At 69.0% G+C, this 26,728-nt stretch carries 25 protein-coding genes; 19 read left to right on the top strand and 6 right to left on the bottom strand.

Annotated features, from left to right (window positions below; translation table 11 throughout):
- The coding region (locus tag AB0H36_RS44485; protein WP_360537593.1) for a YciI family protein at nt 1-253 on the top strand (253 nt) is incomplete at its 5' end.
- 63 nt (nt 254-316) lie between these two features.
- Here AB0H36_RS44485 and AB0H36_RS44480 read toward each other — a convergent pair.
- On the bottom strand, nt 317-1,306 hold the full coding sequence (locus AB0H36_RS44480; protein ID WP_360537591.1) for a BadF/BadG/BcrA/BcrD ATPase family protein: 990 nt from the start codon (nt 1,304-1,306) through the stop codon (nt 317-319).
- Between the two features lie 257 nt (nt 1,307-1,563).
- Between AB0H36_RS44480 and AB0H36_RS44475 the strand changes: the two genes are divergently transcribed.
- From AB0H36_RS44475 to AB0H36_RS44445, 7 genes are all read left to right on the top strand, one after another.
- The gene (locus AB0H36_RS44475) at nt 1,564-2,352 is read left to right on the top strand and encodes an SIS domain-containing protein (RefSeq protein ID WP_360537589.1); all 789 of its coding nucleotides are present in this window, start codon (nt 1,564-1,566) and stop codon (nt 2,350-2,352) included.
- 23 nt (nt 2,353-2,375) lie between these two features.
- Nucleotides 2,376-3,797 carry an N-acetylglucosamine/diacetylchitobiose ABC transporter substrate-binding protein gene (gene ngcE, locus AB0H36_RS44470; RefSeq protein WP_360537587.1) on the top strand — a complete coding sequence of 474 codons (1,422 nt, stop codon included), beginning with the start codon at nt 2,376-2,378 and terminating at the stop codon, nt 3,795-3,797.
- Nucleotides 3,798-3,876: 79 nt separating this feature from the next.
- A complete protein-coding gene (locus AB0H36_RS44465; protein WP_360537585.1) occupies nt 3,877-4,788 on the top strand; it encodes a sugar ABC transporter permease in 912 nt (303 codons plus the stop codon).
- 10 nt (nt 4,789-4,798) lie between these two features.
- Nucleotides 4,799-5,701, top strand: coding sequence for a carbohydrate ABC transporter permease (locus tag AB0H36_RS44460; RefSeq protein WP_360537583.1), 903 nt, complete (start codon nt 4,799-4,801; stop codon nt 5,699-5,701).
- A 13-nt stretch (nt 5,702-5,714) separates the two neighbouring features.
- Entirely contained in the window at nt 5,715-7,064 is a 1,350-nt protein-coding gene (gene ngcE, locus AB0H36_RS44455) for an N-acetylglucosamine/diacetylchitobiose ABC transporter substrate-binding protein (protein ID WP_360537581.1), read from the top strand.
- A gap of 54 nt (nt 7,065-7,118) precedes the next feature.
- Nucleotides 7,119-8,147 carry an iron-siderophore ABC transporter substrate-binding protein gene (locus AB0H36_RS44450; protein WP_360537579.1) on the top strand — a complete coding sequence of 343 codons (1,029 nt, stop codon included), beginning with the start codon at nt 7,119-7,121 and terminating at the stop codon, nt 8,145-8,147.
- A gap of 67 nt (nt 8,148-8,214) precedes the next feature.
- The gene (locus tag AB0H36_RS44445; RefSeq protein WP_360537577.1) at nt 8,215-8,619 is read left to right on the top strand and encodes a hypothetical protein; all 405 of its coding nucleotides are present in this window, start codon (nt 8,215-8,217) and stop codon (nt 8,617-8,619) included.
- A gap of 1 nt (nt 8,620) precedes the next feature.
- Here the strand turns inward: AB0H36_RS44445 and AB0H36_RS44440 are convergent, their stop codons facing one another.
- Complete coding sequence (locus tag AB0H36_RS44440) at nt 8,621-9,199, bottom strand: alpha/beta hydrolase (protein WP_360537575.1); 579 nt, start codon at nt 9,197-9,199, stop codon at nt 8,621-8,623.
- A 72-nt stretch (nt 9,200-9,271) separates the two neighbouring features.
- On the opposite strand from AB0H36_RS44440, the gene trpS reads away from it, so the two are divergent.
- From trpS to AB0H36_RS44425, 3 genes are read left to right on the top strand one after another with little or no spacing between them, the layout of a single operon-like run.
- Complete coding sequence (gene trpS / locus AB0H36_RS44435; RefSeq protein ID WP_360537573.1) at nt 9,272-10,333, top strand: tryptophan--tRNA ligase; 1,062 nt, start codon at nt 9,272-9,274, stop codon at nt 10,331-10,333.
- A gap of 8 nt (nt 10,334-10,341) precedes the next feature.
- Complete coding sequence (locus AB0H36_RS44430; protein ID WP_360537571.1) at nt 10,342-10,854, top strand: 2'-5' RNA ligase family protein; 513 nt, start codon at nt 10,342-10,344, stop codon at nt 10,852-10,854.
- 28 nt (nt 10,855-10,882) lie between these two features.
- Nucleotides 10,883-11,950, top strand: a complete 1,068-nt coding sequence (locus tag AB0H36_RS44425) for a YihY/virulence factor BrkB family protein (RefSeq protein WP_360537569.1) — start codon at nt 10,883-10,885, stop codon at nt 11,948-11,950.
- Here AB0H36_RS44425 and AB0H36_RS44420 read toward each other — a convergent pair.
- From AB0H36_RS44420 to eat, 3 genes are all read right to left on the bottom strand, one after another.
- Complete coding sequence (locus AB0H36_RS44420; protein WP_360537567.1) at nt 11,947-13,086, bottom strand: D-alanyl-D-alanine carboxypeptidase; 1,140 nt, start codon at nt 13,084-13,086, stop codon at nt 11,947-11,949. The two genes, AB0H36_RS44425 and AB0H36_RS44420, sit on opposite strands and share 4 nt — an antisense overlap.
- A 44-nt stretch (nt 13,087-13,130) precedes the next feature.
- Nucleotides 13,131-14,072 (bottom strand): zinc metalloprotease, encoded by a 942-nt coding sequence (locus AB0H36_RS44415; RefSeq protein WP_360537565.1) that lies wholly within the window; start codon nt 14,070-14,072, stop codon nt 13,131-13,133.
- 117 nt (nt 14,073-14,189) lie between these two features.
- Nucleotides 14,190-15,629 (bottom strand): ethanolamine permease, encoded by a 1,440-nt coding sequence (gene eat / locus AB0H36_RS44410; protein WP_360537563.1) that lies wholly within the window; start codon nt 15,627-15,629, stop codon nt 14,190-14,192.
- A gap of 156 nt (nt 15,630-15,785) precedes the next feature.
- Between eat and AB0H36_RS44405 the strand changes: the two genes are divergently transcribed.
- The 7 genes from AB0H36_RS44405 (at nt 15,786) to AB0H36_RS44375 (ending at nt 24,056) form a co-directional block, all read left to right on the top strand.
- Nucleotides 15,786-17,150: a glutamine synthetase family protein gene (locus AB0H36_RS44405; protein ID WP_360537561.1), complete on the top strand. Its 1,365-nt coding sequence runs from the start codon at nt 15,786-15,788 to the stop codon at nt 17,148-17,150.
- Nucleotides 17,131-17,844: a gamma-glutamyl-gamma-aminobutyrate hydrolase family protein gene (locus AB0H36_RS44400; protein ID WP_360537559.1), complete on the top strand. Its 714-nt coding sequence runs from the start codon at nt 17,131-17,133 to the stop codon at nt 17,842-17,844. Before AB0H36_RS44405 ends, AB0H36_RS44400 begins: the two co-directional genes overlap by 20 nt.
- Nucleotides 17,841-19,187 (top strand): aldehyde dehydrogenase family protein, encoded by a 1,347-nt coding sequence (locus AB0H36_RS44395; RefSeq protein ID WP_360537557.1) that lies wholly within the window; start codon nt 17,841-17,843, stop codon nt 19,185-19,187. The genes AB0H36_RS44400 and AB0H36_RS44395 overlap by 4 nt, the downstream gene beginning before the upstream one ends.
- The gene (locus tag AB0H36_RS44390; protein ID WP_360537555.1) at nt 19,188-19,964 is read left to right on the top strand and encodes a 3-oxoacyl-ACP reductase; all 777 of its coding nucleotides are present in this window, start codon (nt 19,188-19,190) and stop codon (nt 19,962-19,964) included.
- A gap of 9 nt (nt 19,965-19,973) precedes the next feature.
- Nucleotides 19,974-20,699 (top strand): FCD domain-containing protein, encoded by a 726-nt coding sequence (locus AB0H36_RS44385; RefSeq protein ID WP_360537553.1) that lies wholly within the window; start codon nt 19,974-19,976, stop codon nt 20,697-20,699.
- Nucleotides 20,700-20,896: 197 nt separating this feature from the next.
- A complete protein-coding gene (locus AB0H36_RS44380) occupies nt 20,897-23,653 on the top strand; it encodes an AAA family ATPase (RefSeq protein WP_360537551.1) in 2,757 nt (918 codons plus the stop codon).
- Nucleotides 23,654-23,819: 166 nt separating this feature from the next.
- The gene (locus tag AB0H36_RS44375; RefSeq protein ID WP_360537549.1) at nt 23,820-24,056 is read left to right on the top strand and encodes a hypothetical protein; all 237 of its coding nucleotides are present in this window, start codon (nt 23,820-23,822) and stop codon (nt 24,054-24,056) included.
- Here AB0H36_RS44375 and AB0H36_RS44370 read toward each other — a convergent pair.
- The gene (locus tag AB0H36_RS44370; RefSeq protein ID WP_360537547.1) at nt 24,028-24,819 is read right to left on the bottom strand and encodes an AraC family transcriptional regulator; all 792 of its coding nucleotides are present in this window, start codon (nt 24,817-24,819) and stop codon (nt 24,028-24,030) included. The two genes, AB0H36_RS44375 and AB0H36_RS44370, sit on opposite strands and share 29 nt — an antisense overlap.
- Before the next feature lie 24 nt (nt 24,820-24,843).
- Here AB0H36_RS44370 and AB0H36_RS44365 point away from each other — a divergent pair, with 24 nt between their 5' ends.
- Complete coding sequence (locus AB0H36_RS44365; protein ID WP_360537545.1) at nt 24,844-25,674, top strand: M55 family metallopeptidase; 831 nt, start codon at nt 24,844-24,846, stop codon at nt 25,672-25,674.
- Nucleotides 25,675-26,728 lie beyond the last annotated feature (1,054 nt).

Below are 26,728 nucleotides of genomic sequence, written 5' to 3'. Positions count from 1 at the left end.
CCCGGGGCGGGAGGTGCGGGGTGTCCTCGTAACTCCCGTACCGCTCCACCCGCCGTCGGGGACCCGGGTCGTCGGGGCCCGCGAGGGTGTCCGGGCCACGACCGACGGTCCCTACTCCGAGGCGAAGGAACAGTTGGCCGGCGTCTTCCTGGTCGACGTCGCGACACCCGAGCGCGCCGAGGAGATCGCCGCCACCATCCCCGAGGCCGGGTTCTACGCGGTCGAGGTCCGCCAGGCGTCCGTGTTCGACTAGAGGTCGTGTCTGGCAATTCCCCGCCTACTGCGCGGCACTCGGCACGGAATTGCCAGCCACGACCTAACTGACCAGGCGGGTGTGGTTCTCGCGGGTGGCGAGGGCGGGGTCGAGGGTGCCGAGCGCGAGCCAGGTGGCGCCACCGACCCCGTCCTTGGCAGTCAGGACCTCGCCGGAGAAGTGCTGGTGAATGGTCTCGCGGATCAGCCGGCCGACCGGTGACGATTCTCCTGCGACACTTCCGGCGAGCACCAACGGGCCCTTGTCCGACGTTGTCCTGAGCCGGCCGACCGTTTCTGTGAGCAGTTCGGCTGCGCGTTTCACCAATGCGTGTGCGGTCTCGTCGTTCTGCTCGAAAGCCCACACCACCGTCCGGGCCAGTTCGGCCAGCATCACCGGCGGGCGACCGTTTACCGCGCGAACCAGGTCGTCACGCAGCACGTCGTACCCCTCACGCTGGGCGATTGCGTGCTCGTCGCGGTCCGGCAGCACGGCCTTGACGACGGCCTGGCCGAGCACACCGATCGGTTCACCCAGATCCAGTTTGCGCAACACACTGCGCACGGCCTCCCGGCCGAGCCAGAAGCCGGAGCCGTCGTCGCCGAGCAGCCAGCCGTGCCCGTCGGCGGTCCGGATCAGCTGGTGGTCGCGGACCAGGCCGGCTGCGCTGCCGGTGCCCGCGATCAGCACGACGCCGTCCGGTTCCGGCGTGCCGGAGGCGAAAGCCACCTCCAGATCGCCGATGAACTCCGGTTTCGCGGTCAGCCCGGCGCCGTCCCAGGCGGCGTCGAACTGCGCGCGGACGTCCGGCCGCGCGAGCGCCGAGCCGCCGGCCGCTCCGATCACCGCGGCCTTGACCGCGGTCGGCTCCAGCCCGGCCAGCGCGGCGTGAAGCGCCTGGCCGAAGTTGGCTGCGGCACTCACGGGGTGGCTGGTCGGGTTTCCGCCCGCGGCCGCCCCTCGACCGACTACGTTGCCCTCATGGTCCGCGATCACGATCCGGGTGGAGGTGCCGCCGAGGTCGCCGCCCAGGACCAGTGCCGATGCTGGCATCAAGACCACTGAGTCCGCAGGTTCCGGCAGTTGGCGTTCGACCGACATACGCAATGCTCCAAACTGCTCGAAAGAGTGCATTAGTGGACAACAACAACCAAGGTCACGCAACGGTCCCGATCTGGGGAGAAGAGTGAGATGAGCCTTGACTTTAGCTGCCAGTTGAGAAAAGTTCTGTCCAGCAAACCGCAAACTTGCGCAGTTGTCGGCACCAGGTGTGTCGCGGCGAACACATTAGTCGAGGGGTGGGGCCGCTGATGGCCAGCAGTAACCAAGGCGGACCGGGGGCGACCGGCGGGGTGAGCGCGCAGGCTTATGTTCACGCGCTGACGCCGATCATGACCGCCGTCACCGAGCAGATCGACGGGCCGATCCAGGACGCCGCCGACCTGTTCACCACGGCGCTGCGCAACGACGGCGTCATCCAGGCGTTCGGCTCCGGCCACTCCGAGGCGCTGGCGATGGAGATCGCCGGCCGGGCCGGCGGGCTGATCGCCACCAACCGGATCGCGCTGCGCGACCTGGTCCTGCTCGGCGGCGAGCCGCTCGAGCTGCTCAAGGGCGGTGAGCTGGAACGCGACCCGTCGATCGCGCGCCGGCTCTACGACCTGGCCGAGCCGCACCCGGCCGACCTGTTCGTGATCGCCTCCAACTCCGGGGTGAACGGCTCGATCGTCGAGTTCGCCACCGTGGTGAAGGAGAAGGGCCACCCGCTGATCGCGATCACCTCCCTGCAGCACACCGGCGGAATGGACTCGCGCCACCCGTCCGGCAAGAAACTGATCGACTTCGCGGACGTGGTGCTGGACAACCATGCGCCGTACGGCGACTCCGTGCTCGACCTGCCGAACGGCGCCAAGGTCTGCGCGGTGTCGTCCATCACTGCCGCACTGATCGCGCAGATGCTGGTAGCCGAGGTCCTGCGCCGGCTGAGCGAGGCAGGTGAGACCGCTCCGGTCTACCTGTCCGCGAACATCCCGGGCGGCGACGACCACAACCACGCCCTTGAAGCACAGTACGCCGGCCGGATCCGGCGTACTGCATGAAACACTCTCGGAAGGCGGGACCCATGAGCACTCCTGACAACCTGTCGCGGCGGCTGTTCCTGCAGCGCGCGGCGGTCGGCACCCTGCTGGCCACCGGCGGCAGCACACTGCTCTCGGCGTGTGCCAGCGGTGGCAGCGAAGACAGCAGCACCGGCGGTGGTGGCGCCGAACAGACCGCGGAGAACCCGTTCGGCGTCAAGTCCTCGGACCCGCTCGACGTGGTGATCTTCAAGGGCGGGTACGGCGACGACTACGCCAAGGCCCACGAGGAGATGTACAAGAAGAAGTACCCCGAGGCCACCATCAAGCACGCCGGCATCACCGACATCACGCCGCAGCTGCAGCCGCGGTTCAACGGTGGCAACCCGCCGGACGTGATCGACAACTCGGGCGCCTCGGCGCTGCCGTCGTCGACGCTGGCCTCGAGCGGTCAGCTCGCCGACCTGACCCAGCTGTTCGACGCCGCCTCGATCGACGACGCGAGCAAGAAGGTCCGCGACACCATCGAGCCGATCACGCTGGAGGCGGCCCAGCTGAGCGGCAAGCCGCTGCTGCTCAACTACGTGCTGACCGTCTACGCGATCTGGTACAACAAGCCGCTGTTCGCCAAGAACGGCTGGGAGCCGGCCAAGACCTGGCAGGAGTTCCTCGACCTGTGCGAGGAGATCAAGAAGACCGGTATCGCGCCGATGGCCCACCAGGGCAAGCACCCGTACTACATCGGCCAGGTGCACATGGACATGGCCGTCAAGCACGGTGGCCACGACGTCATCAAGGCGATCGACCAACTCGAGCCCAACGCGTGGAAGCACGAGTCGATCAAGGCCGCCGCCGAGGCGATCCTGGAGATCAAGGGCAAGGGCTACTTCATGCAGGGCACCGAGGGTCTGGACCACATCCAGTCCCAGACGGCCTGGAACCAGGGCAAGGCGGCGTTCATCCCGTCCGGCTCCTGGCTGGAGAACGAGCAGAAGCCGGTCGCCCCGGCGGACTTCGAGACCACCGCGGCCTACACCCCGCTGCTGGACGGCTCGAAGCTGCCGGTCGACTGCACCGAGATCGCCGCCGGCGAGCCGTTCATCGTGCCGGAGAAGGCGAAGAACAAGGCCGGTGGCCTGGAGTACATGCGGATCATGCTGTCGAAGGAGGCGGCCGGCAAGTTCACCGAGCTGACCGGTTCCCCGACCGTGGTCAAGGGCGGCGGTGAGGGCCTGAAGCTGAGCCCGGGCGCCTCGTCGGCCGGCGCGCTGCTGAAGACCGGTGGCGACAACAACTGGACGACCTACTTCGCCGCCTGGTACTCGACCATGGACAAGCCGATCCGCAACGTCTGGGGCGAGCTTGCCGCCGGCCGCATCACGGCCGACGAGTTCTGCAACCAGGCCCAGAAGATCGCCGACGACACGGCGAAGGACCCGAAGACCGTGAAGCAGACCCGTAGCTGAGTATTTGGGTGCATGCTGGGCTGTGGGGGAACCTGACCCGCAGCCCAGCTGAACCTGCCCCTGCGCTGTAAGGAGAAAGATGCGGCACGGCAGTTACCGGTTCGTCGCGAGCTTCCTCGCGATTCCACTGGCGTTGTATGCGATCTTCGTGATCTCGCCGTTCGTCCAGGCGTTCTACTACTCCCTGACCGACTGGACCGGGATCTCACCGGAGTTCAAGTTCGTCGGACTGGACAACTTCCGGACCCTCGCCGACGACGCGGTGTTCCGCCAGGCGCTCGGGCACAACCTGATCCTGCTGGTCGGCCTGCCGCTGATCACGATCTTCCTCGCCCTCACCTTCGCCTACCTGCTCAACGTGGGCGGGCGGGCGAACACCGCGGGCGTGCAGGGAGTCAAGGGCAACGGCTTCTACAAGCTGGCGTTCTTCCTCCCGCAGGTCCTGGCCGTCCCGGTCATCGCCGTCATCTGGTCCACGGTGATGACCTCGACCGACACCGGTCTGGCCAACTCCGTCCTCAAGGCGGTCGGTCTGCCGACCTCGGAGTTCCTGGCCGACCCCGACATCGCGCTGTACTGCGTCATGTGGGTGCTGATCTGGGGCAGCGTCGGGTTCTACCTGGTGCTGTTCAACGCGGCGATGTCCGGGATCCCGAAGGACATCTTCGAGGCCGCCATCATCGACGGCGCGGGCCGACTGGCGACGTTCTTCCGGATCACTCTGCCGCTGCTGTGGGACACCATCCAGACGTCGTGGGTGTACCTGGCCATCATCGCCTTGGACGCCTACGCCCTGGTCGCGGTCATGACGGCGGGACCGGGCGGACCCGACAACTCCACCCAGGTGATGGGTCTGCAGATCGCCGACAACGGATTCCAGTACGGCCGCGCCGGCTATGCGTCGGCGATGGGTGTGGTGCTGTTCTTCCTGACCCTGATCATCGCCGCCGTCCTGCTCCGGGCCACCCGCCGCGAGCGGATCGAATACTGAGGGGCCGGACATGACCGTACCTGTACAGATCGACGTCGAGGACACCCGGTCGAAGACCGACGCCGCGGCGCATCCGGCCGGTGGCAAGGACCGTGCCTTCAGCCCGGTCAACGTGTTCTCCCACACGGTGCTGATCGCCTGGAGCATCCTGGTCGTGGTGCCGTTCGTGTGGGCGGTGATCGCCTCCCTGAAGAGCACCGGCGAGATCTTCGGCGACAACCCGTGGGCGCTGCCCAAGGAACTGCTCTGGTCCAACTACACCAAGGCCTGGGACAAGGGCATCGGCCAGTACTTGTTCAACAGCCTGGTCGTGGTGACCGGCGGTGTCTTCGGCACCATGCTGTTCGGCTCGATGGTGGCCTACGTGCTGGCCCGCTACGAGTTCCCCGGCAACCGGTTCATCTACTACCTGTTCGCGGCCGGCATGATGTTCCCGGTCTTCCTGGCGATCGTGCCGCTGTTCTTCGTGGTCAAGGGCTTCGGGATGGTGTCGACGTACCAGGGCCTGATCCTGGTCTACATCGCGTACTCGCTGCCGTTCACCGTGTTCTTCATGCACGCCTTCTTCCGAACGCTGCCGACCTCGGTCGCCGAGGCGGCGCTGGTCGACGGCGCGTCGCACAGCACCACGTTCTTCCGGGTGATGCTGCCGATGGCCAAGCCGGGCCTGATCAGCGTCGGCATCTTCAACGTGCTGGGCCAGTTCAACCAGTTCGTGCTGCCGTCGTTCCTGTCGCCGGAGAAACCGGTGCTGTCGCAGGGCATCGCGACCCTGCTGGGCAGCCAGCGCTACGAGAACGACTGGGGCACGCTGTTCGCCGCCCTGACCATCGCCATGGTCCCGGTCATCGTGGTCTACCTGATCTTCTACCGTCAGGTCCAGGCCGGCCTGACCGGTGCCACCCTGAAGTAGCTACCCTGCCGGGGTGCTGAAACGACGGACCGTTCTGCAGGGCGCGCTGGCCGGCGCCCTGCTGAGCGGCTGTTCCACGGGTACGACGGACCCCACACCGGCCGCGGACCCGGCCAACCCGTTCGGCGTCGCCGGCGAGGCGCCCGTCGAGGTGCTGGCCGGGCAGGAGTACGGCGGTTTCGCGGCGTCGGCGTACCGGAAGAAGTACGCGAGCGCGAACGTGACCTCGTCGGTGTCCGCGAAGCTGCGGGACCTGGCGCTGCCGCGGTTCGCGGCCGGGAACCCGCCGGACGCGGTGCTGAACACGGGCGACGGGAAACTCGAGCTCGGCCGACTGGTCGGGCAGGACCAGTTGGCCGACCTGAAGCCGTTGCTGGAGGCTCCGGGCTGGGACAACCCCGACGTGACCGTGCAGGACGCCGTACTGCCGGGCATGCTCGAGGCCGGGCGGTACGACGGGACGCAGCGGACGGTGAACTACGTCGCGACCGTGTACGGGCTGTGGTACTCGGCCAGCCTGTTCCAGCGGTTCGGCTGGGACGTGCCGCGGACCTGGCCGGAACTGCTTGCCCTCGGCACCGAGATGAAAGCGGCCGGACTCGGCCCGTTCGTCTACGCCGGCGCGCACCCGTACTACGTGCTGGAGCTGGTGCTCACGCTGGCCGCGAAGACCGGCGGCCACGACGTGCTGAAGCGGATCGACAACCTCGAGGACGACGCCTGGAAGGACGAGAGCGTCACCCGGGCGATCACCGCGGTCGGCGAGCTCGCCAAGCGCGGGCTGATCGCGCCGGGCAGCCTCGAGTTCGACCACATCGCCTCGCAGAAACGCTTCCTGGCCTCGAAGGCCGGCCTGCTGCCGTGCGGCAACTGGCTCGAGAACGAGATGAAGCCGCTGATCCCCTCGGGGTTCGTGCTGACCATGCTCGGCGTCCCGCCGCTCGACGGCTCCTCCGCGCTGGTCCGTGGCGTGCATGTCGCGGCCACCGCGCCGTACCTGGTCCCGGAGAAGGCGAAGAACAAGGCGGGCGGGCTCGAGTACCTGCGGGCGATGCTGTCCAGGGACGTCGCCGCCCAGGTCACCACCGAGTCGAACCAGCTCACCGTCGTCCGCGGCGCCGCAGACGGCCTGGAGATCGGTACGGCGCTCCGCTCCGCCCGTGACCTGCTGACCGCAGCTGGTGACCAGGTCATCACCTGGTACTTCGCCGACTGGTATCCGGAGTTCGCGACCGCCGCCGCGCAGGCGACCGGACAGTTCCTCGCCGGCGGTCTCGCGCTCCCCGAGTGGACCGCCCGGATCCAGTCCGCAGCCGACAAACTCAAGCAGGACAAGGCGGTCACGAAGTATCACCGGGACTGATTCCTGGGTTAGGTTAGGACAACCTAACTCAAGTGGAACCCCTGTGAGGTTGTCATGCGGTCACTCCTGCGCCCGCTCGCGTTGCTCGTCGTTCCGTTGCTGGCACTGACCGCCTGTGGGAGCGGTGACGAGGCGCCGGAGGCTGCGGCCGGCTCGCAGGCCGGGGCCGAGGCCGGGGCGTTCCCGGTGACGATCAAGAACAAGTTCGGCGAGACGGTCGTCAAGGAGGCGCCGAAGCGGGTGGTGGCGGTCGGTCTGGTGGAGCAGGACGCGCTGCTGGCGCTGGGCGTCGTACCGGTGGCGACGACCGAGTGGTTCGGCGAGAAGCCCGGGGCGTTGTTCCCGTGGGCGAAGGAGAAGCTCGGCGACGGCGCGCTGCCGACCGTGCTGAAGGACAAGGACGGGATCCAGTTCGAGCAGATCGCGGCGCTGCAGCCGGACCTGATCATCGGGCTGTACTCCGGGGTCACCGCCGACGACTACAAGAAGCTCACCGCGATCGCGCCGACCGTGGCGCAACCGGCCGGCGTACCGGACTACGGCGTGGCCTGGCAGGACGTGGCCCGGACGGTCGGGCAGGCGGTCGGCAAGCCCAAGCAGGCCGACGAGCTGGTGAAGGGCATCGAGGACCGGTTCGCGAAGGTTCGCTCCGAGCACCCCGAGTTCCAGGGCAAGACGGCGCTGGCCGCGACGCCGTGGGAGGGGTACTTCATCTACGGCACCCAGGACCCGCGGTCGCGGTTGCTGACCGACTTCGGGTTCGCGCTGCCGGAGGGGCTGGACAAGGTGATCGGGGACAAGTTCGGCGGCAACGTCAGCGCGGAGCGGCTCTCGGTCCTCGACCAGCAGGTGCTGGTCTGGTTCCCGGCCAAGGGTGGCACGGCCAAGCTCAAGGCGGACCCGCTCTACAAGAACTTCAAGGTCCGCACCGAAGGCCGGGACGTCTTCATCGAGGAGAACTACGACGACCCGCTGTACGGCGCGATCCAGTTCGTCTCGGTGCTGAGCCTGCCGATCGTCCTGGACCAGCTCGTCCCGAAGCTCGCCACGGCCGTCGATGGAGACCCGGCCACGAACGCGTAACCCCGCGGAAAAACACCTCGCCGTCGGTAGGCAGCCGACGTAACCTCTGAAGAGGGTGGTGAGGTCGATGGAGTGGGTAGCTGTGCTGCTCCTGTTCGTGTTCTTGTGCGTGTTGCTCAACCTGGTGTTGCCGCAGCCGCCGGCGTCGCGCTGGCGGCGGGGCGTGCAGACCTCAGCGGGGCGTGTCACCCGGCGGCTGCGCCCGCGGACCGAGCCGGACCCCGACCCGTTTGACACGTTGCGCCTGCAGACCCGGCTCGGTCACCTGGCCGGGGAGATCCGGCGGATCGAGACCGCGCCCGGCGTGTATGCGCGTGCCCACAAGCTGATGGCCGTCGAGGCGGCGTACGACGACCTCCTCGACGAGGCCTGCCGCCTCGCCGGAGTCCCGGACGAGGACGACCTCGAACGCAGCGAAGAAAAACGCTGGCGCGAAGAACAGGCCCTAGCCTCCCGCGGCTGGTCCTGGTGAGCTACACCCAGACGACCTGATCCAGAAAATCCTCCACCGCCGTCGCAACCTGCCCGAGCACAGCGGCCGACGCCGCGAGCCGCCCGGGGATGTACATCCCGTGGTCGGCCTCCGGCACCTCCAGCAGGTACGGCGTGAGCTCTCGAGCCAGCGTCGAGTCCCACAGCGGGTCCGCCGTACCGCCCACGAGCAGGAACGGCGCGGTCGAGCGGCGCAGGCCGTCGACCACCCAGTCGCTGGTCAGGTTCGGGGTGAGCCAGATCGCCGGCAATTTGCGGTCGGCGGCCAGGCAGGACCCATAACTGCCAAGTGACTTCCCGATCAGCAACACGTCGCCCGTGACGCCGTCGGCAGCGCGCATCACCTGTGGGAGCACCCATCCGCCGCGCTCCGGCTCGGTCAGGTTCAGCGGGCCGTCGGGTTCGTCCCACGACACCCGGACCACCTCGGCGCCGCGGTGCTCGGCCGCGTCGGCGGCGTACATGAGGAGCGGAGCGGTCGGACCGAACTGGCCGCCGGGGATCACGATCGCCGTCGCCTCGCCGCCCGGGTGGAGGGAGGGGCGTGTGGGGGAAGTCATAGTCCGGAGTTTATGGGGGAGCGGACCCGCCCCGGTGTGGGTCAGAGCCGGGGCGCTGGCAGAATCGTCTCCATGTCCCATGCTGCGTCTGACCCCTCCGCAGCCGGTTCCCAGCGTCGCCCTCGGGTGCTGTCCGGGATCCAGCCGACGGCCGATTCCTTCCACTTCGGCAACTACCTCGGTGCGTTGCGTCAGTGGGTGGCCCTGCAGGACGACCACGACGCGTTCTACTGCGTCGTCGACCTGCACGCGATCACGGTGGAGTACGACCCGAAGCAACTGCGGGAGCGGACCCGCCGTTCGGTGGCGCAGCTGCTCGCGGCCGGGATCGACCCGGAGCGGTCCACGCTGTTCGTCCAGTCGCACGTGCCCGAGCACGCCCAGCTGGGCTGGGTGCTTGGCTGCCTGACCGGGTTCGGCGAGGCCAGCCGGATGACGCAGTTCAAGGACAAGTCCGCCAAGGGCGGCGCCGACCGGGCCACCGTCGGCCTGTTCACCTACCCGATCCTGCAGGCCGCGGACATCCTGATCTACCAGGCCGACCGGGTTCCGGTGGGTGAGGACCAGCGCCAGCACCTGGAGCTGACCCGGGACCTGGCGCAGCGATTCAACCACCGCTTCGGCAAGACCTTCCGGCTGCCCGAGCCGTACATCGTCAAGGAGACCGCGAAGATCGCGGACCTGCAGGACCCGACCGCCAAGATGAGCAAGTCGAGCTCGTCGCCGGCCGGCATCATCGACCTGCTCGACGACCCGAAGGTGAGCGCGAAGAAGATCCGCTCCGCGGTCACCGACTCCGGTCGCGACGTCGTCTTCGACCCGGAGAACAAGGCCGGCGTGGCCAACCTGCTGACCATCTACTCGGCGCTGACCGGCCGCAAGATCAGCGAGCTCGAGGACGAGTACGCCGGCCGTGGGTACGGCGACTTCAAGAAGGACCTCGCCGAGCAGGTGGTCGAGTTCGTCACCCCGTTCCGGGAGCAGACGCTCGGCTACCTGGACGACAAGGCCCAGCTGGACGCGATCCTGGCCGCCGGGGCCGAGCGCGCCCGGGCGGTGACCGAGCCGACGCTGCAGCGGGTGTTCGACCGGCTGGGCTTCGTGCCCGGGCCGGCCCTCGGATCGGGCCGGTAGGCCCGCGGATGGCGACGATCGGTGTCGCGATCCCGATCGCCGAACCGTACGGATCGGAGCTGCAGAAGTACCGGGCCGAGTTCGGTGACCCGATGGCCTCCTCGATCCCGACCCACGTCACCCTGCTGCCGCCGACCGAGATCGACGACGCCGACCTGGGGCTGATCGACGACCACCTGCTCGAGGTGGCGGCACGGTTCCCGAGCTTCCGGATCCGGCTGCGCGGTACGGCGACCTTCCGGCCGATCTCGCCGGTGGTGTTCGTGCCGCTGGCCGAGGGCATCTCGTCGTGCGAGGTGCTGCAGTCGCAGGTCCGGTCCGGGCCGTTGGAGGTCGAGCTGCGTTTTCCGTACCACCCGCACGTGACGGTGGCGCACGACCTGGACAAGGAGGCGCTGGACCGCGCGTACGACGCCCTCGCCGAGTACGACTGCGCCTTCGACGTCGACGCCTTCAGCCGGTACGAGCACGGCGCCGACGGCGTGTGGCGCCCCCAACGCTCCTTCCCCCTGAAAGGCTAGGCCTCAGCACCTCGGGTACAGGAGACGGATGAACGTGAAGGCGGCCTGGAAGCGGTTCAGCCGGACACAGCTGTGGCGGGCCTGGCAGCGGTACGGCGACCGGCGGGGCAACCGGCTGGCGGGGGCGACGAGCTTCTTCGCGTTCCTGTCGATGTTCCCGCTGATCGTGCTGGCCGCGGCCGTCGTCGGTTCACTGCTCGGTGACGACGCGATCGAGAAGCTGAAGGAGACGCTGGAGAAGACCCTGCCCGGGATCGGCAACCACATCGACATCGACGCGCTGGTCAGCCACGCCGGCACCATCGGGCTGATCTCGGCCGTCACGTTGCTGTTCACCGGTCTGGGCTGGATCGACTCGCTGCGGGCCTCGATCCGGTCCATGCACGAGCTGGACGACGAGCCGGGCAACATAGTCCAGCTGAAGCTGGTCGATTTCGGCGCGCTGCTCGGACTCGGCGCGGTCGGCGCGATCGCCACCGGCGCCTCGTCGATCCTCGCCGGGCTGTCGCACCGCATCGTCGACTGGGCCGACCTGGAAGGGACCTGGCTGGCGCAGTGGGGGATCGAGGCCTGCAGCATCGCGCTCGGCATCGGCGCCGGCGCCGTACTTGTGCTCTACATCCAGACCGCGTTGCCGCGGATCATCCTGCCGCGCAAGGTCGCGCTGATCGCGGCGCTGGCAGGCGGGATCCTGTTCTACGCGGCGCAGAAGCTCGGCAACGCCTACGTCGACCACGTCATCGGACGCAACGCGGCGTACGGCGCTCTGGCGTTGCCGCTGGCGCTGCTGGTGTGGATCTACCTGATCACACGGGCGATCATGCTCATCGCGGCCTGGGCCAAGGAGGCGTCGCTCGACAAGGAGGCAGCCGAGAAGGCGGCCGCAAAGCCGGAGCCGGAAGCTGAGCCCGAGCGCGAGCGCGAGTTGGTGTCGGAGCCGCTGCTCCCCGGGCCACCCGGCAAGCGCTACAAGGTCGTCCCGGTACCCCAGAAGAAGGCAGACACGGTCGCGGTGGCAGCCGGTGCCCTGCTGGGTGTCACGGCCAGCGCTCTGGCCATGCAGCTGGCCAAGGCCGCCCGCTCGATCCGCCGCTAGCGCGAGCGCCGCCGCCTGCGGAGAGCACGGGGGCGTCGGAGGAACAGGCCGAGGAGCAGGACCGGTGGTCCCGCGTAGACCCATGCCGGGATGCGGACGACCAATGACTGAACCGCCTGTCCTGGATTGAGGACAGTGCGACTGCGCGGCGGCTGCTTCGTACCGGACTCGGATTGCTTGCCCCCGACGGGACCGCTTGCCGCCTTCGATGGCGGTGCGGCGGCCGGCTTGACCAGGGTGCCGACCGGGGTGAGCCGGTCGTAGTTCTTGAACGTCCAGCTGAGCAGGTTGGTCGCGTCCTCGGAGATGCCGTGCGGCGCGTTCATCAGCGTGACCACCAGCGTGTGGCCGTTGCGGCGGGCAGCACCGATGAACGTGTTGCGGGCCAGCGTGGTGTAGCCGGTCTTGACGCCAAGGGCGCCGTCGTAGTTGAACAGCAGCTTGTTCTGGTTCGCGACCTGGTACGTGCCCTTGTTGCCGACGTTCGGGAAGGCCGTGTACTTCGTCGACGCGTACTTCGCGAAGTCCGGCCGGGCCAGCCCGGCGCGCGCGAACAGGGCCAGGTCGTAGGCGCTGGAGTACTGCCCGTCGGCGTCCAGGCCGGTCGGGTCGGTCACGGTCGTGTCGTTCGCTCCGAGCTCCTTGGCCTTCTGGTTCATCCGCTGGATCGTGCCCTTGACGCCACCCTGGTCGTGGATGCACAGGGCGTGCACCGCGTCGTTGCCGGACGCCAGGAACATGCCCTGGAAGAGCAGGTCGACCGAGTAGCGCAGCCCGGGGTAGACGCCGACCTTGCTGCCCTCGATCCCGGCGTCGCCGTCGGTGCCGACCAGCACGTCCGACTTCTTCAGCCGGGGCAGCAGGACGAGCGCAGTGAGGGCCTTGAGCGTGCTGGCGGGTCGCAGCTTGGCGTGCGGCGCCTTCGCGGCCAGCACCTCGCCGGTGTCGATGTCGGCGACGACGTACGCCGATGCCTGGACTGCCGGCGGTGTCGCGCCATCGGCGACCACCGTCGGCTTCGTGGTCAGCAGGTCGCCGCCGACCGGGCCTTGTGGGCCCTGGCCGGCGGCGGTTGCTGTCAGCGGACCGCTGACCACCAGTGCGGCGGTAGCGGCTGCCGTCAGAAGCACACGCATCGGCGGCACTCTAGACGGCGTTGGGGTTAGGCGTCACGCCAAGGTCAGCCTCTGTACGCGGTCCACATGTTGCTGATCCGCGTGCTCTGGCCGGGAGTGAACTGGTTGTAGCAGGCGTCGTAGGAGTAGTCCATGTAGTTGTGGATCGGGTCCAGACCGGGCAGCGAGCAGGAGTCGCGACCGGTCGGGCAGCCGTTGGTGGCGCTGCCCTGGGCCGGGGTGTCGGACACGGAGTCGTTCGTGCTCGTGCAGCCGCCCTGGAACGTGTGGTAGAGCCCGAACCAGTGGCCGGCCTCGTGCGTGGCGGTCTTGCCGAGGTTGTAGTTCGTGGCCGAACCACCCGGCAGCGAGGTGTACTGCACCCGGATGCCGTCGATCGACGGGTTGCTCGCGTAGTCCCACGGGAACGTCGCGATGCCGAGGTAGGAGAAGTTGACCAGCCAGATGTTCAGGGCGTTCGCTCCGCCCTTGCGGGTCTGCGAGCGGTAGGTGGTGCTCTGGCCGTCGCGGTGCCAGGTGCTGTTGTTGTAGCGGTAGGTGCCGGCCAGGTAGAAGCTGAAGCCGGTGTTCGCGGCCTGGGACGACTCGCCACCGGCGAAGTTCTGGTTCAGCTCGGCGATCTGCTGCGAGATCTGGGTGTTGGTCACGTCACCGGCGCCGGAGCTGCTGCGCATCACGTGCACGTAGACGGGCACGCTCGCGGCGGCCAGCGTGCCGGCCTTCGGCGTCAGCCCGCGGGCTGCCTTCGCCTTCAGGATCTGCGCGGTCTTCGCGTCGATCGCCTTCTGCTCGGCCACCGACAGCTCGCGGTGGTCAGCCTCCTGGCCGCCGCGCGCCGAGGTCGGGTCGGCCGGCATGTAGCAGGGGTTGCCGACCTGGTCGACCGGCAGCTTCGCCGACGCCTGTCCACCGAGTGGGCTGAACGTGAGCGCCGTACCGGCCAGCAGCACGGCCAGGGCGCGGGGACGGGTGATGAAAGATCGCATAGAGCGTCCTCCGGAAAAGGGCCGCTTGGGCGGTGCGGCCGAATCCCCCGATTTTCCGCAGAATTCCGCAGCGTGCAAACTTGTTCACTGACAGTTGAGTGCCAAGGCACTCCGTGGTCAGGACAGCTCCTCCTCGGCCTGCTGGATCGCGGCGAACTCCTCCTCGGGCGCGGAGGCGACCAGGCGGTGGCGGCTGTAGAACCAGAAGTAGGCGAGCGCCACCACGAAGATCGCCGCCGTGATCGCGGCCGCGAATTTGTCGACGAAGAAGGTGGCCACGACGGCCGTCACGGCCAGCACCAGCGCCACGCCGGTGGTCGCGACCCCGCCGGGCGTCCGGTACGGACGGTCCAGCCCGGGCTCGCGCACCCGGAGCACGATGTGCGACAGCATCATCAGCACGTACGACACGGTCGCGCCGAAGACGGCGATGTTGATCAGCAGCGCGCCGTCCTGGGTGATCGCCGCGAGCAGGAAGCCGATGATGCCGGGCACGGTCAGCGCCAGGTACGGCGTCTTGCGCTTGCCGGTCACCGAGAGGAAGCGGGGCAGGTAGCCCGCCCGGGACAGCGCGAACAGTTGCCGCGAGTAGGCGTACACGATCGAGAAGAAGCTCGCGATCAGCCCGGCCAGGCCGACGTAGTTGACGAAGTCGGCGACCCAGGTGTCACCGCCGAACGCGGTCCGCAGCGCCAGCGGGAGCGGGTTGTCGGACTCGGCTACCACCGAGGACCCGGCGCCGCCGGCGGTGAAGACCAGCATCAGGGCCGCGAAGACCAGCAGCACGACCATCCCGGTGATGATGCCGCGGGGCATGTCCTTGCGCGGGTCCCGGGCCTCCTCGGCGGCCAGCGGCACGCCCTCGATCGCCAGGAAGAACCAGATCCCGTACACCAGGGCCGCCAGGACGCCGGCGTACCCGAACGGGATGAAGTCGCTCGCGCCGGCCGCGGTGTTCGGCACGATGTCGAACAGCTTGTCCGCGTCGAACTTCGGCACCATCGCGATCACGAACACCACCAGCGCGACCACCGCGAGCGCGGTGATCGCCAGGGTCAGCCGGAGCGCCTCGCCGACGCCGTACAGGTGGATGCCGACGAAGATCACGTAGCAGGCCAGGTAGACCGGCCAGCTCGACGTCAGCCCGAACAGCCCGAGCGCCTCGATGTAACCGCCGATGAAGGTGGCGATCGCGGCCGGGGCGATGGCGTACTCGATCAGGATCGCGGTGCCGGTGGCGAAGCCACCGAGCGGGCCGAGCGCGCGGCGGGCGAACCCGTAGCCCGCGCCGGCCACCGGGATCGCGGAGGCCAGCTCGGCCAGGCCGAAGACCATGCAGGTGTACATCGTCGCCATCAGGATGGTGGCGATCAGCAGACCGCCCCAGCCGCCCTCGGCCAGGCCGAAGTTCCAGCCGGCGAAGTCGCCGGAGATGACGTAGGCGACGCCCAGCCCGGCCAGCAGGACCCAGCCGGCGGCACCGCGTTTGAGCTGCCGGTGCTCCAGATACTCCTTGCCGACCTGCTCGTAGCCGACATGCGCGTTCTTCCGGCTCATCGCTGCCCCCTCCAATGGTCTGCTGACATACCACTAAGGCTGGCCATGAGGTTCCTCGCGCCGGGACCCGCTGTCAAGGGAAACCCCCGATTGACATCCGGCCCGAGGCTTGAGTCAATGGACTGGTTGTAGACCAATAGACCCGTGGGAGTGGCCGTGGCTTCTGGTGGTGGGAAGTTGAGCGTGCAGGAGCTCCGGGACCTGGTGGCTCGAGGGCAGGTCGACACCGTGCTGGTGGCGATCACCGACATGCAGGGCCGGTTGCAGGGCAAGCGCTGCGGCGGTCGGTACTTCGTCGAGGAGGTGCTGAAGCACGGCACCGAGGGCTGCAACTACCTGCTCGCCGTGGACGTCGACATGAACACCGTGGACGGCTACGCGATGTCGTCCTGGGAGCGCGGGTACGGCGACCTGGTGATGGCGCCCGACCTGGACACGCTCCGGCTCGTCCCGTGGCAGCCCGGCACGGCGCTGGTGCTGTGCGACGTGGAGTGGCTGGACGGCACGCCCGTAGTGGCGTCGCCCCGGCAGGTCCTCAAGGCGCAGCTGGAGCGGCTGGCCGAGCGCGGCATGAAGGCGTACGTCGGCACCGAGCTCGAGTTCATCGTCTTCGACGACACCTACGAGGCCGCGTGGGACAAGCGGTACCGCGACCTCACGCCGGGCAACCAGTACAACGTCGACTACTCGCTGCTCGGCACCGCCCGGGTCGAGCCGCTGCTGCGCGCCATCCGCAACGGGATGACCGGCGCCGGCATGTACGTCGAGTCGGCCAAGGGCGAGTGCAACCTCGGCCAGCACGAGATCGCGTTCCGGTACGACGAGGCCGTCGCCACCTGCGACAACCACTCGATCTACAAGAACGGCGCCAAGGAGATCGCCGCCACCCACGGCAAGAGCCTGACCTTCATGGCCAAGTACGACGAGCGCGAGGGCAACTCGTGCCACATCCACCTGAGCTTCCGGTCCACCGAGGGTGCGGCGGTCCTGGCCGGTGACCGCGACCACGGGTTCTCCGAGCTGATGGAGCAGTTCATCGCCGGCCAGCTCGCCTGCCTGTCCGAGTTCACCTACCTGCTGGCGCCGAACATCAACTCCTACAAGCGGTTCACCAAGGGCAGCTTCGCGCCGACCGCGGTCGCCTGGGGCCTGGACAACCGCACCTGCTCACTTCGCGTGGTCGGCCACGGCGAGTCCCTGCGGGTGGAGAACCGCCTGCCCGGCGGCGACGTGAACCCGTACCTCGGCGTCGCCGCGATCATCGCCTCCGGCCTCTACGGCATCGAGAACGAGCTGGAGCTCGAGCCGTTGCTGGAGGGCAACGCCTACGAGTCGGACAAGCAGCACGTGCCGTCGACGCTGCGCGAGGCGGCCGCGCTGTTCACCGGCTCGAAGATCGCCCGTGGAGCGTTCGGCGACGAGATGGTCGACCACTACGCCAACGCGGCCCGGGTCGAGCTCGACGCGTACGACGCCGCCGTCACCGACTGGGAGCGAATCCGTGGCTTCGAACGTCTCTAGGCCTCGCATCGGCATCACGACGTACCTGGAGCCGGCCACGTGGGGGATCTGGCAGCGTGAAGCCGCGCTGCTGCCTCGCGTTTATCTCGACGCAGTGGTTGCGGCCGGCGGCGTACCGATTCTCTTGCCGCCGGTCGGCACTGACCCGACCGTCCTCGAACTGCTCGACGGGCTGGTCGTCTCAGGTGGATGCGACGTCGATCCCTTGACGTACGGCGCTGACGCACATCCGGAGACGGTCGACACCAGGCCCGGCCGCGACGAGCACGAGCGGGTCCTGATCAGCGCGGCTCTCGAGCAGGACCTGCCGTTGCTCGCGGTCTGTCGCGGGCTGCAGATGCTCAACGTCACGCTCGGCGGCACGCTGCACCAGCACCTTCCGGAGGTCGTGGCCCACGACGAGCACCGGCCGTTGCCGGCGATCTTCGGCACCACCGAGGTCAAAGTGGAGCCGGACACACTGGCCGCCCGGATCTTCGGCGATCGCACGAGCGGTCGCTGCTACCACCACCAGGCCCTCGACGTCGTCGCCCCGAGGCTGCGGGTGACCGCCCGCGCGGGTGACGGGACCGTCGAGGCCGCCGAGGTGGACGGGCACGACTTCGCGATCGGCGTGCAGTGGCATCCGGAGGAGAACGTGGACGACCTGCGCCTGTTCACCGCCCTGATCGACGCATCCAGGAGAACTTCATGAGGTACGACGTGATCAACCCGGCCACCGAGAAGGTCGTCCGGACGATCTCGCTGGCGACCGAGGCGGACGCGGACGTGGCGATTGCCCGGGCCGCGGATGCCTTCGAGACCTGGCGGAACGTCGCGCCCGCGGATCGCGGCCGGCTGCTGCGCCGGTTCGCCGACGCGGTCGACGCCGACCTGGAGAATCTCGCCGCGCTGGAGGTCGAGAACGCCGGCCACACGATCGGCAACGCGCGCTGGGAGGCGGGCAACGTCCGGGACGTGCTGACCTACTACTCGGCCGCGCCGGAACGCCTGTTCGGCAAGCAGATTCCGGTTGCCGGCGGCATCGACGTGACGTTTCACGAGCCGCTCGGCGTGGTCGGCGTGATCGTGCCGTGGAACTTCCCGATGCCGATCGCGGGCTGGGGTTTCGCGCCCGCGCTGGCGGCGGGCAACACCGTCGTACTGAAGCCGGCCGAGCTGACGCCGCTGACCGCGATCCGGCTCGGTGAGCTGGCGCTGGAGGCTGGGCTGCCGCCGGGGGTGTTCGAGGTGGTGCCGGGCAAGGGGTCGGTGGTCGGGCAGCGGTTCGTCACGCATCCCGCCATACGCAAGGTGGTCTTCACCGGGTCGACCGCGGTCGGCAAGCAGATCATGGCCGGGTGCGCCGAGCAGCTGAAGCGGGTGACGCTCGAGCTCGGCGGGAAGTCCGCCAATCTCGTGTTCGCCGACGCGGATCTGGAGAAGGCCGCGGCTCAGGCGCCGTACGGCGTGTTCGACAACGCCGGCCAGGACTGCTGCGCCCGGTCGCGGATCCTGGTCGAGCGGACGGCGTACGACCGGTTCCTGGAGCTGCTCGAGCCGGCGGTGAGGGGGTTCCGGGTCGGTGATCCGGGCGATCCGGAGACCGAGATGGGGCCGCTGATCTCGGCCGGGCAGCGGGCCAAGGTCGAGTCCTACGTGGAGAACGTGGCCTTCCAGGGGACGGCGCCGAGCGGTCCCGGATTCTGGTTCCCGCCGACCGTGGTGACCGCGCCGAGCGACCGGGTGCTGCGGGAGGAGATCTTCGGGCCGGTCGTCGCGGTCGTGCCGTTCGAGGACGAGGCGGACGCGCTGCGGATCGCGAACGACAGCGAGTACGGGCTGTCCGGGTCGATCTGGACCCGGGACGTCGGCCGCGCGCTGCGGGTCGGCCGCGGGGTCGAGGCGGGCAACCTGTCGGTCAACTCGAACTCGTCCGTGCGGTACTCGACGCCGTTCGGCGGCTACAAGCAGTCCGGCCTCGGCCGCGAGCTCGGCCCGGACGCGCTGGACGCGTTCACCGAGACCAAGAACATCTTCATCAGCACGGAGGACTGAATGGACGTGAAGGCAAGCCGGCTGGAGGGCCGGGTCGCGGTGGTGACCGGGGGCGCGAGCGGGATCGGCCTGGCCGCGGTACGGCGGCTGGCCGCGGAGGGCGCGCACGTCGTCGTCGGTGACCTCGACCCTGCCGCCGGAAAGGCTGCCGCGGACGAGGCCGGCGGGCTGTTCGTCGCCACCGACGTCACCGATGCCGCCGCGGTGGAGAACCTGTTCAAGCAGGCCTTCGACACCTACGGCAGCGTCGACATCGCGTTCAACAACGCGGGCATCTCGCCGCCTGACGACGCCTCGATCCTGGACACCGGGCTGGAGGCGTGGCGCAAGGTGCAGGAGGTCAACCTGACGTCTGTGTACCTGTGCTGCAAGGCCGCGATCCCGTACATGCAACGGCAGGGCAAGGGGTCGATCATCAACACCGCGTCGTTCGTCGCGGTGATGGGCGCGGCCACGTCGCAGATCTCGTACTCCGCGTCCAAGGGCGGCGTGCTGGCGATGAGCCGCGAGCTCGGCGTCGAGTTCGCCCGGCAGGGGATCCGGGTCAACGCCCTCTGCCCGGGCCCGGTGAACACGCCGCTGCTCACCGAGCTGTTCGCGAAGGACCCGGAGCGGGCCCAGCGCCGGCTGGTGCACGTGCCGATGGGGCGGTTCGGCGAGCCGGAGGAGATCGCCGCCGCGGTCGCCTTCCTGGCCAGCGACGACTCCTCCTTCATCACCGCCAACACCTTCCTGGTGGACGGCGGCATCTCGGGCGCGTACGTGACACCGCTCTAGTCTGTGACCATGGTTGCCCAAGCAGACGACGCGTTGTTCCGGCCGGTCCGGACCGGGAACCCGTTCGAGGAGACGGTCGAGCGGTTGCTGCAGGCAATCAAACTGGGGGTCGTGGTGCCGGGTGACCGGCTGCCGTCCGAACGCGACCTGGCGGCCCGGCTGAACGTCAGCCGGGTCACCTTGCGCGAGGCGATCCACGCGCTCACCGAGGCGGGGTACGTCGAGTCCCGGCGCGGGCGGTACGGCGGCACGTTCGTCAACGAGCAGCTGCCGAAGCCCCGCCGTACGCCGGCCAAGCGACTGGCCCGCGAGTTGGGCGACGGCCTGGACGATGCCCTGGTACTGCGTGCCGCCTTGGAGACCGGGGCTGCGGAGGCGGCCGCGGCGCGGTCGTTGAGCGCAGGCGAGGAAGAACACCTTCGCCGGTGTCTCGCGGAGACCTCGGCCGCGTCGCTGGCCGACTACCGCCGGCTGGACTCGCGCCTGCACCTGGCGATCGCGGAGGTCACCGGCTCGCCGTCGCTCACCTCGGCGACGGCCGACGTCCGGATGCGGCTGAACGAGCTGCTGGACGCGATCCCTTTGCTGGAACGCAACATCGAGCACTCCAACGAGCAGCACGAGGCGATCGTCGACGCGATCCTGGCCGGTGACGTCGAGGCCGCGCGCAGCGCGATGCAGGAACACCTCTCCGGCACCGCCGCCCTGCTGAGAGCCTTCCTCAGCTTCCCCTGACGTCGCATCGATCTAACTTTCAATCACAACTGCCATCTCGTGCCCCGGCACAACAGTGCCGTCCGGAGCGCTCATACCAGGGCTGCGACGGGTGACAGGATGGTGACGGGATGGTTTCCTCATGTGACACTCGCCGTGTCGGATGGTCGTTGACTGTGATAATCGGCGAAGGTAATCCTTCGAGGAGTTTGTGATCGATGACTGACGACGAGCTGGTCGGGCGCGCCGGGCTGGTCGAGCGTGCGCGGAAGCAGCTCGAGACCAGCGGCAGCGTGCTGCTCTACGGCCCGACCGGGATCGGCAAGTCAGCCCTCGGCCGCGCGCTGGTCGCGGATCGCACCAAGGTCGGCTGCCGGGTCCTCAGCGCCGCCCCGTCACAGTCCGAAGCCAGCCTCCCGTACGTCACCCTTCTCGACCTGCTGTCCAACCAGCTCGAGCTGGCCTGGCAGGTCCTGCCCGACCACCTCCGCCAGCCGCTCGAGGTGGCGCTGCTGAAGGCCAGTGCGCCTGACACGGTCCGCGACGAGCTGGCTGTGCGCCTCGCCGTACTGCATGTTCTCCGTCGGCTCGCGGCCAACGGGCCCGTGCTGCTCGTGGTGGACGATATCCAGTGGGTGGACCCGTCCAGCCTCGAGGTGCTGACCTTCTGCGCCCGCAGGCTGACCGACGGGGTGCACATGCTCGCCACCGAGCAGGTGGCAGACGGTGATCTCCCGGTGATGTCGGAGGCGTGCCCCGAGCCCGTGCTGCAGCTGGAGGTGCCGCCGCTCACTGAGCCCGACGTACTCGGTCTGCTGCGACAGCGCCTGTCCAGCCCGCTTCCGGTGCGTACCGCCCGCCGCATCTTCACGGCGAGCGCAGGGAATCCCTTCATGGCGCTGGAGCTCGGCCGCGCGGTGCTGCGCCATCCACAGGGGGTGTCGCCCAACGATCCGCTTCCGGTGTCGAGCCGGCTCAAGACGCTGCTCGGCGACCGGCTGGCCGACCTGTCGCCTGGCGCGCACGAGCTCCTGCTGCACGCAGCCTCGTCGCCGCGCCCGACCACGACCCAGATCGCGCAGTCCCTCGGGCGGCCGATCGACGGCGAGCTCGCCCAGGTGGAGACGCTCGGGCTGGTCGACGTGTCCTCCGAGCGGCTGCGGTTCACGCATCCACTGCTGCGGGAGTTCGTGTACGCCGAGGCGACGTCAGCTGCCCGCCGGCAGGCGCACGCGCAGCTCGCGGCCGTGGTCGACGAACCGGTCGAGAACGCGACCCATCGTGCGCTCGCCACCCAGGAGGCGAACCCGGAGCTGGCCGTCACCATTGAGGAGGCCGCCGCGGTCGCCGCCGGCCGCGGAGCGCCTGGTGCGGCTGCGACGCTGTGGCGGCTGGCCGCCGAGCGTACGCCGATCAGCCTGCCGGACGACCGTGCTCGACGCCTGACCCGGGCCGCTGACGACGCCGCAGCCGCCGGTCATCTGGCGGAGTCGGCCGAGATGGCGCGGCACGCCATCCAGGCGGCAACGAATCCAGAGACCAAGGTGCCGGCGCTGTTGCTGCTGGTGGACGCCGCGTGGCCCGATCGGGACCGGCGGGTGGAGCTGCTGGCCGAGGCGTTCGAGGCCGCGGTCGGCAACAAGCGGCTCGAGGCGCGGGTGCGGATCATGCGCAGCCACAGCGAGTACTTCGACCGCCGGCTGGACGAGGCCCAGGAGGATGCGCGGGTCGCGGAGGGGCTCGCGCGGGAGTGCGGTGACACCGAGGCGATCGTCGACGCGTTGAGCGCGGCCTCGTCGGTGCAGATCGCCCGCGACGCCGAGCAGACCGCGGACGCGCTGCTGCAGCAGGCGGCGGAGCTGTCGCGCGACCTGCCGCTCACGAAGACGGTGGTCAACGCGCGGCAGATGGCGGCGATGCAGGAGCTGTTCCGCGGCCGGACCGCGGAGGCGATCTCGTCGATCAGCGCGCTGGTGGACGAGGTCCGTGACGGCGGGGCAATGCGGTGGCTGGCGTCCGTGCTGATCTCGGCGACCGCGATCTACGAACGCAGCGGGCGGGGCGCGGACGCGCTCGCCGCGGGCCACGAGTGCTACCAGTTGATGCAGGACATCGGCGAAGAGGCCGAGGTCGGCATGATCATCGCGAGCCGCGCGGAGTGGGCCGGCGGCACGGCGGCGATGGGACGGCAGTTGGCCGAGGCCGCGCTGGAAGGTGTCCGGCTGGTCGGGAACGACGAGTGGACCGGGCCCGCCCTGGCTTCGCTCGGGCTGATCGGCGTACTGACCGGGGATCCGCAGCGTGCGGTGGAGGCGTTCGACGCGATCGCGGACTCGGGGGAGGCGGCGATGCCGTTCGACCCAGCCGTCATCCCGTGGCACGCGGATTACGCGGAGGCGTTGGTCGCGGCCGGGCGGCTGGAGGACGCGGCGACGCTGATCGCGGACATCCGCAGTCGTGCCGAGACGCTGGACCGCGCGGTCGTGCGGGTCGGGCTGGCCCGGTCCGAGGCGTTGCTGATCGCCAAGCAAGGCGACCCGGCCGCGGCGTTGGACTTGCTGGAGGCAACGATCAGTACGGCGGGCGACCGCGTCTACCCGCTCGACCTGGCCCGCTGCGAGCTCACCCGCGGCCGCGTCGCCCGGCAGGCCCGCCGGCGCTCGGTCGCCCGGACCGCGTTCCTGGACGCGATCGAGCAGTTCGAGGCGTACGGCGCCCCGGCGTGGCGTGAGGTGGCGGAGACCGAGCTGGCGCGTCTCGACGTACCGAGTCGCAGCCGTCAGCCGTCGGAGCTCACCGACAACGAGCAGCAGATCGTCTCCATGGTCCGCGACGGCTCCACCAACCGCGAGATCGCGGCCGCGCTCTACCTCAGCGTCAAGGCGGTCGAGTCCCAGCTGACGCGGCTCTACCGGCGCTTCGGCGTGGCCAACCGGACGCAGCTCCTGCGCATGGTCGATCGGCCCAATCCGTAGTTGAACGTCGTACCGGTCTGCAGGGAAACCCTTGAGTAACCCGTCGGTAGCTTTCCGCATCTTGCCGTGCGCTCTCCGATGGACGAATGTCGTTCGCAGTGAGCTCGCCCCTCGCGCCGGGGCGGCCGAGTGAGGCGCGGCCGCCCCGTCTTGGGACAATGTGTTGGTGAAACTCGAACGCAAGCACGCTCTCGTCCTGATCGGCATCGCGGTCTGGAACGTGGTGACCTACCTGCGCTTCATCAAGGCGCTGGCCGACACCGAGGGGCGACCGACCGGGTACTACGTCGCGCACACGATCCTGATCGTCGTCAACCTGCTGATCGCCGGGGTGCTCGGCAGTTGGGGCGTGAAGGCGTACAAGGCGTCGAAGGTCAACGCTTCACAAAACTCGCCGGCGTGACGCCGAGCATCTTCCGGAAGTGCCGGTTGAGGTGTGACTGGTCGTAGAAGCCGGCCAGCGTCGCCACCTCGGCCGGTGGGCAGCCGTCGAGCAGGTACCGCCGCGCCAGGTCCACCCGTCGGCCGGTCAGGTAGCGGTGGGGCGGCATTCCGTACTCGCGGCTGAACGCCCGGACAAGGTGGGTCGGATGGGCGTGCACGAGCTTCGCGGCGTCGTCCAGCGTGATTCCTGCCGGGACGTGGCCGTCCAGTACGTCGCGTAGTCGGCGCGCGAGCCCGGGGTCGCGTCGATCCGGCGGGTCGGTGACGTTGCTGCGCAGGTGCTGGCGCAGGCGCTCCTCGATCAGGATCAGCCGGCTTTGCGCTTCCAGGTCCTCCTTGCCGTCTCGGAGTACGCCGTGGAGTTGGTGGATGCGGTGTCGCAGGACGGGGTCGACGTACTCGGGCTGGTCCACGGCGGCGCCGATCACGTTGTCGCCGAGGCGATCGGGCTCGAGGTACAGGACGCGTTTGCGGAAGCCCTCGGGATGGACCGAGCGGCCGTCGTGCGGGACGTTCGGCGGTAGCAGGGAGACCTGTGCCTGGGCCAAGCCGTGCTCGCGGTGGTCCAGGTCGTACCGTACGGCGCCTTCGTCGACGATCAGGACGGTCCAGGCGTCGTGCGTGTGACTCGGGTACGCATGCGACCGGAAGTGGGCGTGCAGCACCTCGACGACCCCGCTCAGCGCGGGCCGCCAAGCCCTGACCTCGGCGCCGGCGTTCACCCTTCAGAACATACGCTGCCTGCCGTGAAGGTCTATCTGAGCGTGGACATGGAAGGCATCACCGGGCTGGTCGACGCGGAGGACGTCCAGCCGCCGGGACGCGACTACGAACGCGGCCGGGTGCTGATGACCGAGGACACGAACGCGGCCATCCGGGGCGCCTACGAGGCAGGCGCGACCGCCGTACTGGTGAACGACGCGCACGGCCCGATGCGCAACCTGCTGCCCGACCTCCTCGACCGCCGCGCCACGCTGATCAAGGGCCGGCCGAAGCCGATGGGCATGATGGAGGGACTGACGAGCGAGTACGACGCCGCCCTCTGCATCGGGTACCACGCGCGCGCCGGGGTGCTCGGCGTGCTCAGCCACAGCTTCATGGGCCACGAGATCGAGGACATCTGGCTCGACGACCAGGTCACGGGCGAGATCGGCCTCTTCCACGCCGCCGCCGCCGCGTACGGCGTACCCGTCGCAATGCTCACCGGCGACGACACAGCCTGCGCCGAAATGACCGCCTGGGACCCGAATGTCGCCGTGGTCCCGGTCAAGTACGCCAAGGACCGCTTCGCCGCCGAACTCGTCCCCGTCCCCGACGCCCAAGCCGCCATCGAACAAACCGCCGCCACCGCCCTCGCGGCCCTCCCATCCCTCCCCGCCAACCTAACCTCCACCCGCGAGCTGACCGTCCGCTGGCAATCCGCCTCAGTCGTCTCCCACCTCACCGCCATCCCCGGCGTAACCCGCCGCGACGACCGCACCATCACCGTCCAAGCCGACATGCCCCACCTCTACCGCCTCTTCAACCTCTTCCTCCGCGTAGCCACCGCAGTAACCACCAACCCGCCGTACTGCTAACCCCCCGCCGACTTACTGCCACGGACACCGCCCAAAGGACACCACCTTCGGCGGCGGCTGTTTGTTCGCCGCCTGCGGCGTCGCCGCACACCGTACTCACACGTCACGCGCTCGGCGAGCGGCCTGTGCTCGGGGTCGAGGTGGCTAAAGGACATCGTCTCCGGCGGCGGCTGCTGTTGGCCACCTCCGGCGCGCCGCCGAGTGTGATCACGCGGGCAGGTGTTCGGCGAGTGGACTGGGCTCCGGTGTCGGGGGAACGGCCGCGGCCGGCCCTCTTGCAACTCCAGGGGATAACCATGCGGATGGTGGGTTATCTGCTCGTATGCGAGTAGATAACCCAGCATTTGGAGGGATATCCGGCTCTGGTGACGGATGTGTGGGTGGGTCTGGACGCCCGGAGGTGAGCCGCAAGCACCTGTTGGTGTCAGGCCGCCTGCGGCGGCACCGCGGGGTGTGGTCGCGCGGGCTGGTGGTCGGCGGGTGGACTGTGCTCGGGCGTACGGGTGGCTAAGGGACACCGCCTTCGGCGGCGGCTGTTTGTTGGCGGCCTGCGGCGGCGCCGCGGAGTGTGGTCGCGCGGGCAGGTGGTCGGCGAGTGGACTCGGCTCCGGTGTTGGGTGGACTGCTGCAGCGGACCACGCAACTTCAGGGGATAACCACGCGGGTGGTGGGCTATCTGCTCGTATGCGAGTGGATAACCCAGCGTTTGGAGGGATATCCGGCTCTGGTGACGGATGTGGGTGGTTTCGACGGCCCGGAGGTGAGCCGGAAGCACCTGTTGGGGTGGGGCTGGGAAGGGTCACCGCCTTCTGCGGCGGCAGGTTCCTGGCCGCCTCTGGCGGCCGCTGGTTCCGGGCCGCCTCCGGCGGCGCCGGGGTGTGGTCGCGCGAGCTGGTCTTCGGCGGGTGGACTGGGCTCCGGTGGTGGGTGAACGGCTGCGGCTGGCCCCCGGCAACTTCAGGGGATAACCGGCTCTTGTGACGGATGTGTGGGTGGTTGAGCGCGGCTTGAGCGGCGCACGCCGTTCTCTGTCTAGGTTTCTGAGCTGTCGAGG

The sequence above is a fragment of the Kribbella sp. NPDC050820 genome (assembly GCF_040653975.1).
In the GTDB taxonomy this organism is placed as follows: Bacteria; Actinomycetota; Actinomycetes; order Propionibacteriales; family Kribbellaceae; genus Kribbella.
Note: the sequence above shows the minus strand (reverse complement) of the source record. Positions and strands in the feature narration are given on the sequence as shown.

Excerpts from the sequence above, each read along its gene's own strand:
- AB0H36_RS44480 (WP_360537591.1), bottom strand. The coding sequence starts at position 1,306 with ATGCCAGCATCGGCACTGGTCCTGGGCGGCGACCTCGGCGGCACCTCC.
- AB0H36_RS44475 (WP_360537589.1), top strand. The coding sequence starts at position 1,564 with ATGGCCAGCAGTAACCAAGGCGGACCGGGGGCGACCGGCGGGGTGAGC.
- ngcE (WP_360537587.1), top strand. The coding sequence starts at position 2,376 with ATGAGCACTCCTGACAACCTGTCGCGGCGGCTGTTCCTGCAGCGCGCG.
- AB0H36_RS44465 (WP_360537585.1), top strand. The coding sequence starts at position 3,877 with ATGCGGCACGGCAGTTACCGGTTCGTCGCGAGCTTCCTCGCGATTCCA.
- AB0H36_RS44460 (WP_360537583.1), top strand. The coding sequence starts at position 4,799 with ATGACCGTACCTGTACAGATCGACGTCGAGGACACCCGGTCGAAGACC.
- AB0H36_RS44450 (WP_360537579.1), top strand. The coding sequence starts at position 7,119 with ATGCGGTCACTCCTGCGCCCGCTCGCGTTGCTCGTCGTTCCGTTGCTG.
- AB0H36_RS44445 (WP_360537577.1), top strand. The coding sequence starts at position 8,215 with ATGGAGTGGGTAGCTGTGCTGCTCCTGTTCGTGTTCTTGTGCGTGTTG.
- AB0H36_RS44440 (WP_360537575.1), bottom strand. The coding sequence starts at position 9,199 with ATGACTTCCCCCACACGCCCCTCCCTCCACCCGGGCGGCGAGGCGACG.
- trpS (WP_360537573.1), top strand. The coding sequence starts at position 9,272 with ATGTCCCATGCTGCGTCTGACCCCTCCGCAGCCGGTTCCCAGCGTCGC.
- AB0H36_RS44430 (WP_360537571.1), top strand. The coding sequence starts at position 10,342 with ATGGCGACGATCGGTGTCGCGATCCCGATCGCCGAACCGTACGGATCG.
- AB0H36_RS44425 (WP_360537569.1), top strand. The coding sequence starts at position 10,883 with ATGAACGTGAAGGCGGCCTGGAAGCGGTTCAGCCGGACACAGCTGTGG.
- AB0H36_RS44420 (WP_360537567.1), bottom strand. The coding sequence starts at position 13,086 with ATGCGTGTGCTTCTGACGGCAGCCGCTACCGCCGCACTGGTGGTCAGC.
- AB0H36_RS44415 (WP_360537565.1), bottom strand. The coding sequence starts at position 14,072 with ATGCGATCTTTCATCACCCGTCCCCGCGCCCTGGCCGTGCTGCTGGCC.
- eat (WP_360537563.1), bottom strand. The coding sequence starts at position 15,629 with ATGAGCCGGAAGAACGCGCATGTCGGCTACGAGCAGGTCGGCAAGGAG.
- AB0H36_RS44395 (WP_360537557.1), top strand. The coding sequence starts at position 17,841 with ATGAGGTACGACGTGATCAACCCGGCCACCGAGAAGGTCGTCCGGACG.
- AB0H36_RS44390 (WP_360537555.1), top strand. The coding sequence starts at position 19,188 with ATGGACGTGAAGGCAAGCCGGCTGGAGGGCCGGGTCGCGGTGGTGACC.
- AB0H36_RS44385 (WP_360537553.1), top strand. The coding sequence starts at position 19,974 with ATGGTTGCCCAAGCAGACGACGCGTTGTTCCGGCCGGTCCGGACCGGG.
- AB0H36_RS44380 (WP_360537551.1), top strand. The coding sequence starts at position 20,897 with ATGACTGACGACGAGCTGGTCGGGCGCGCCGGGCTGGTCGAGCGTGCG.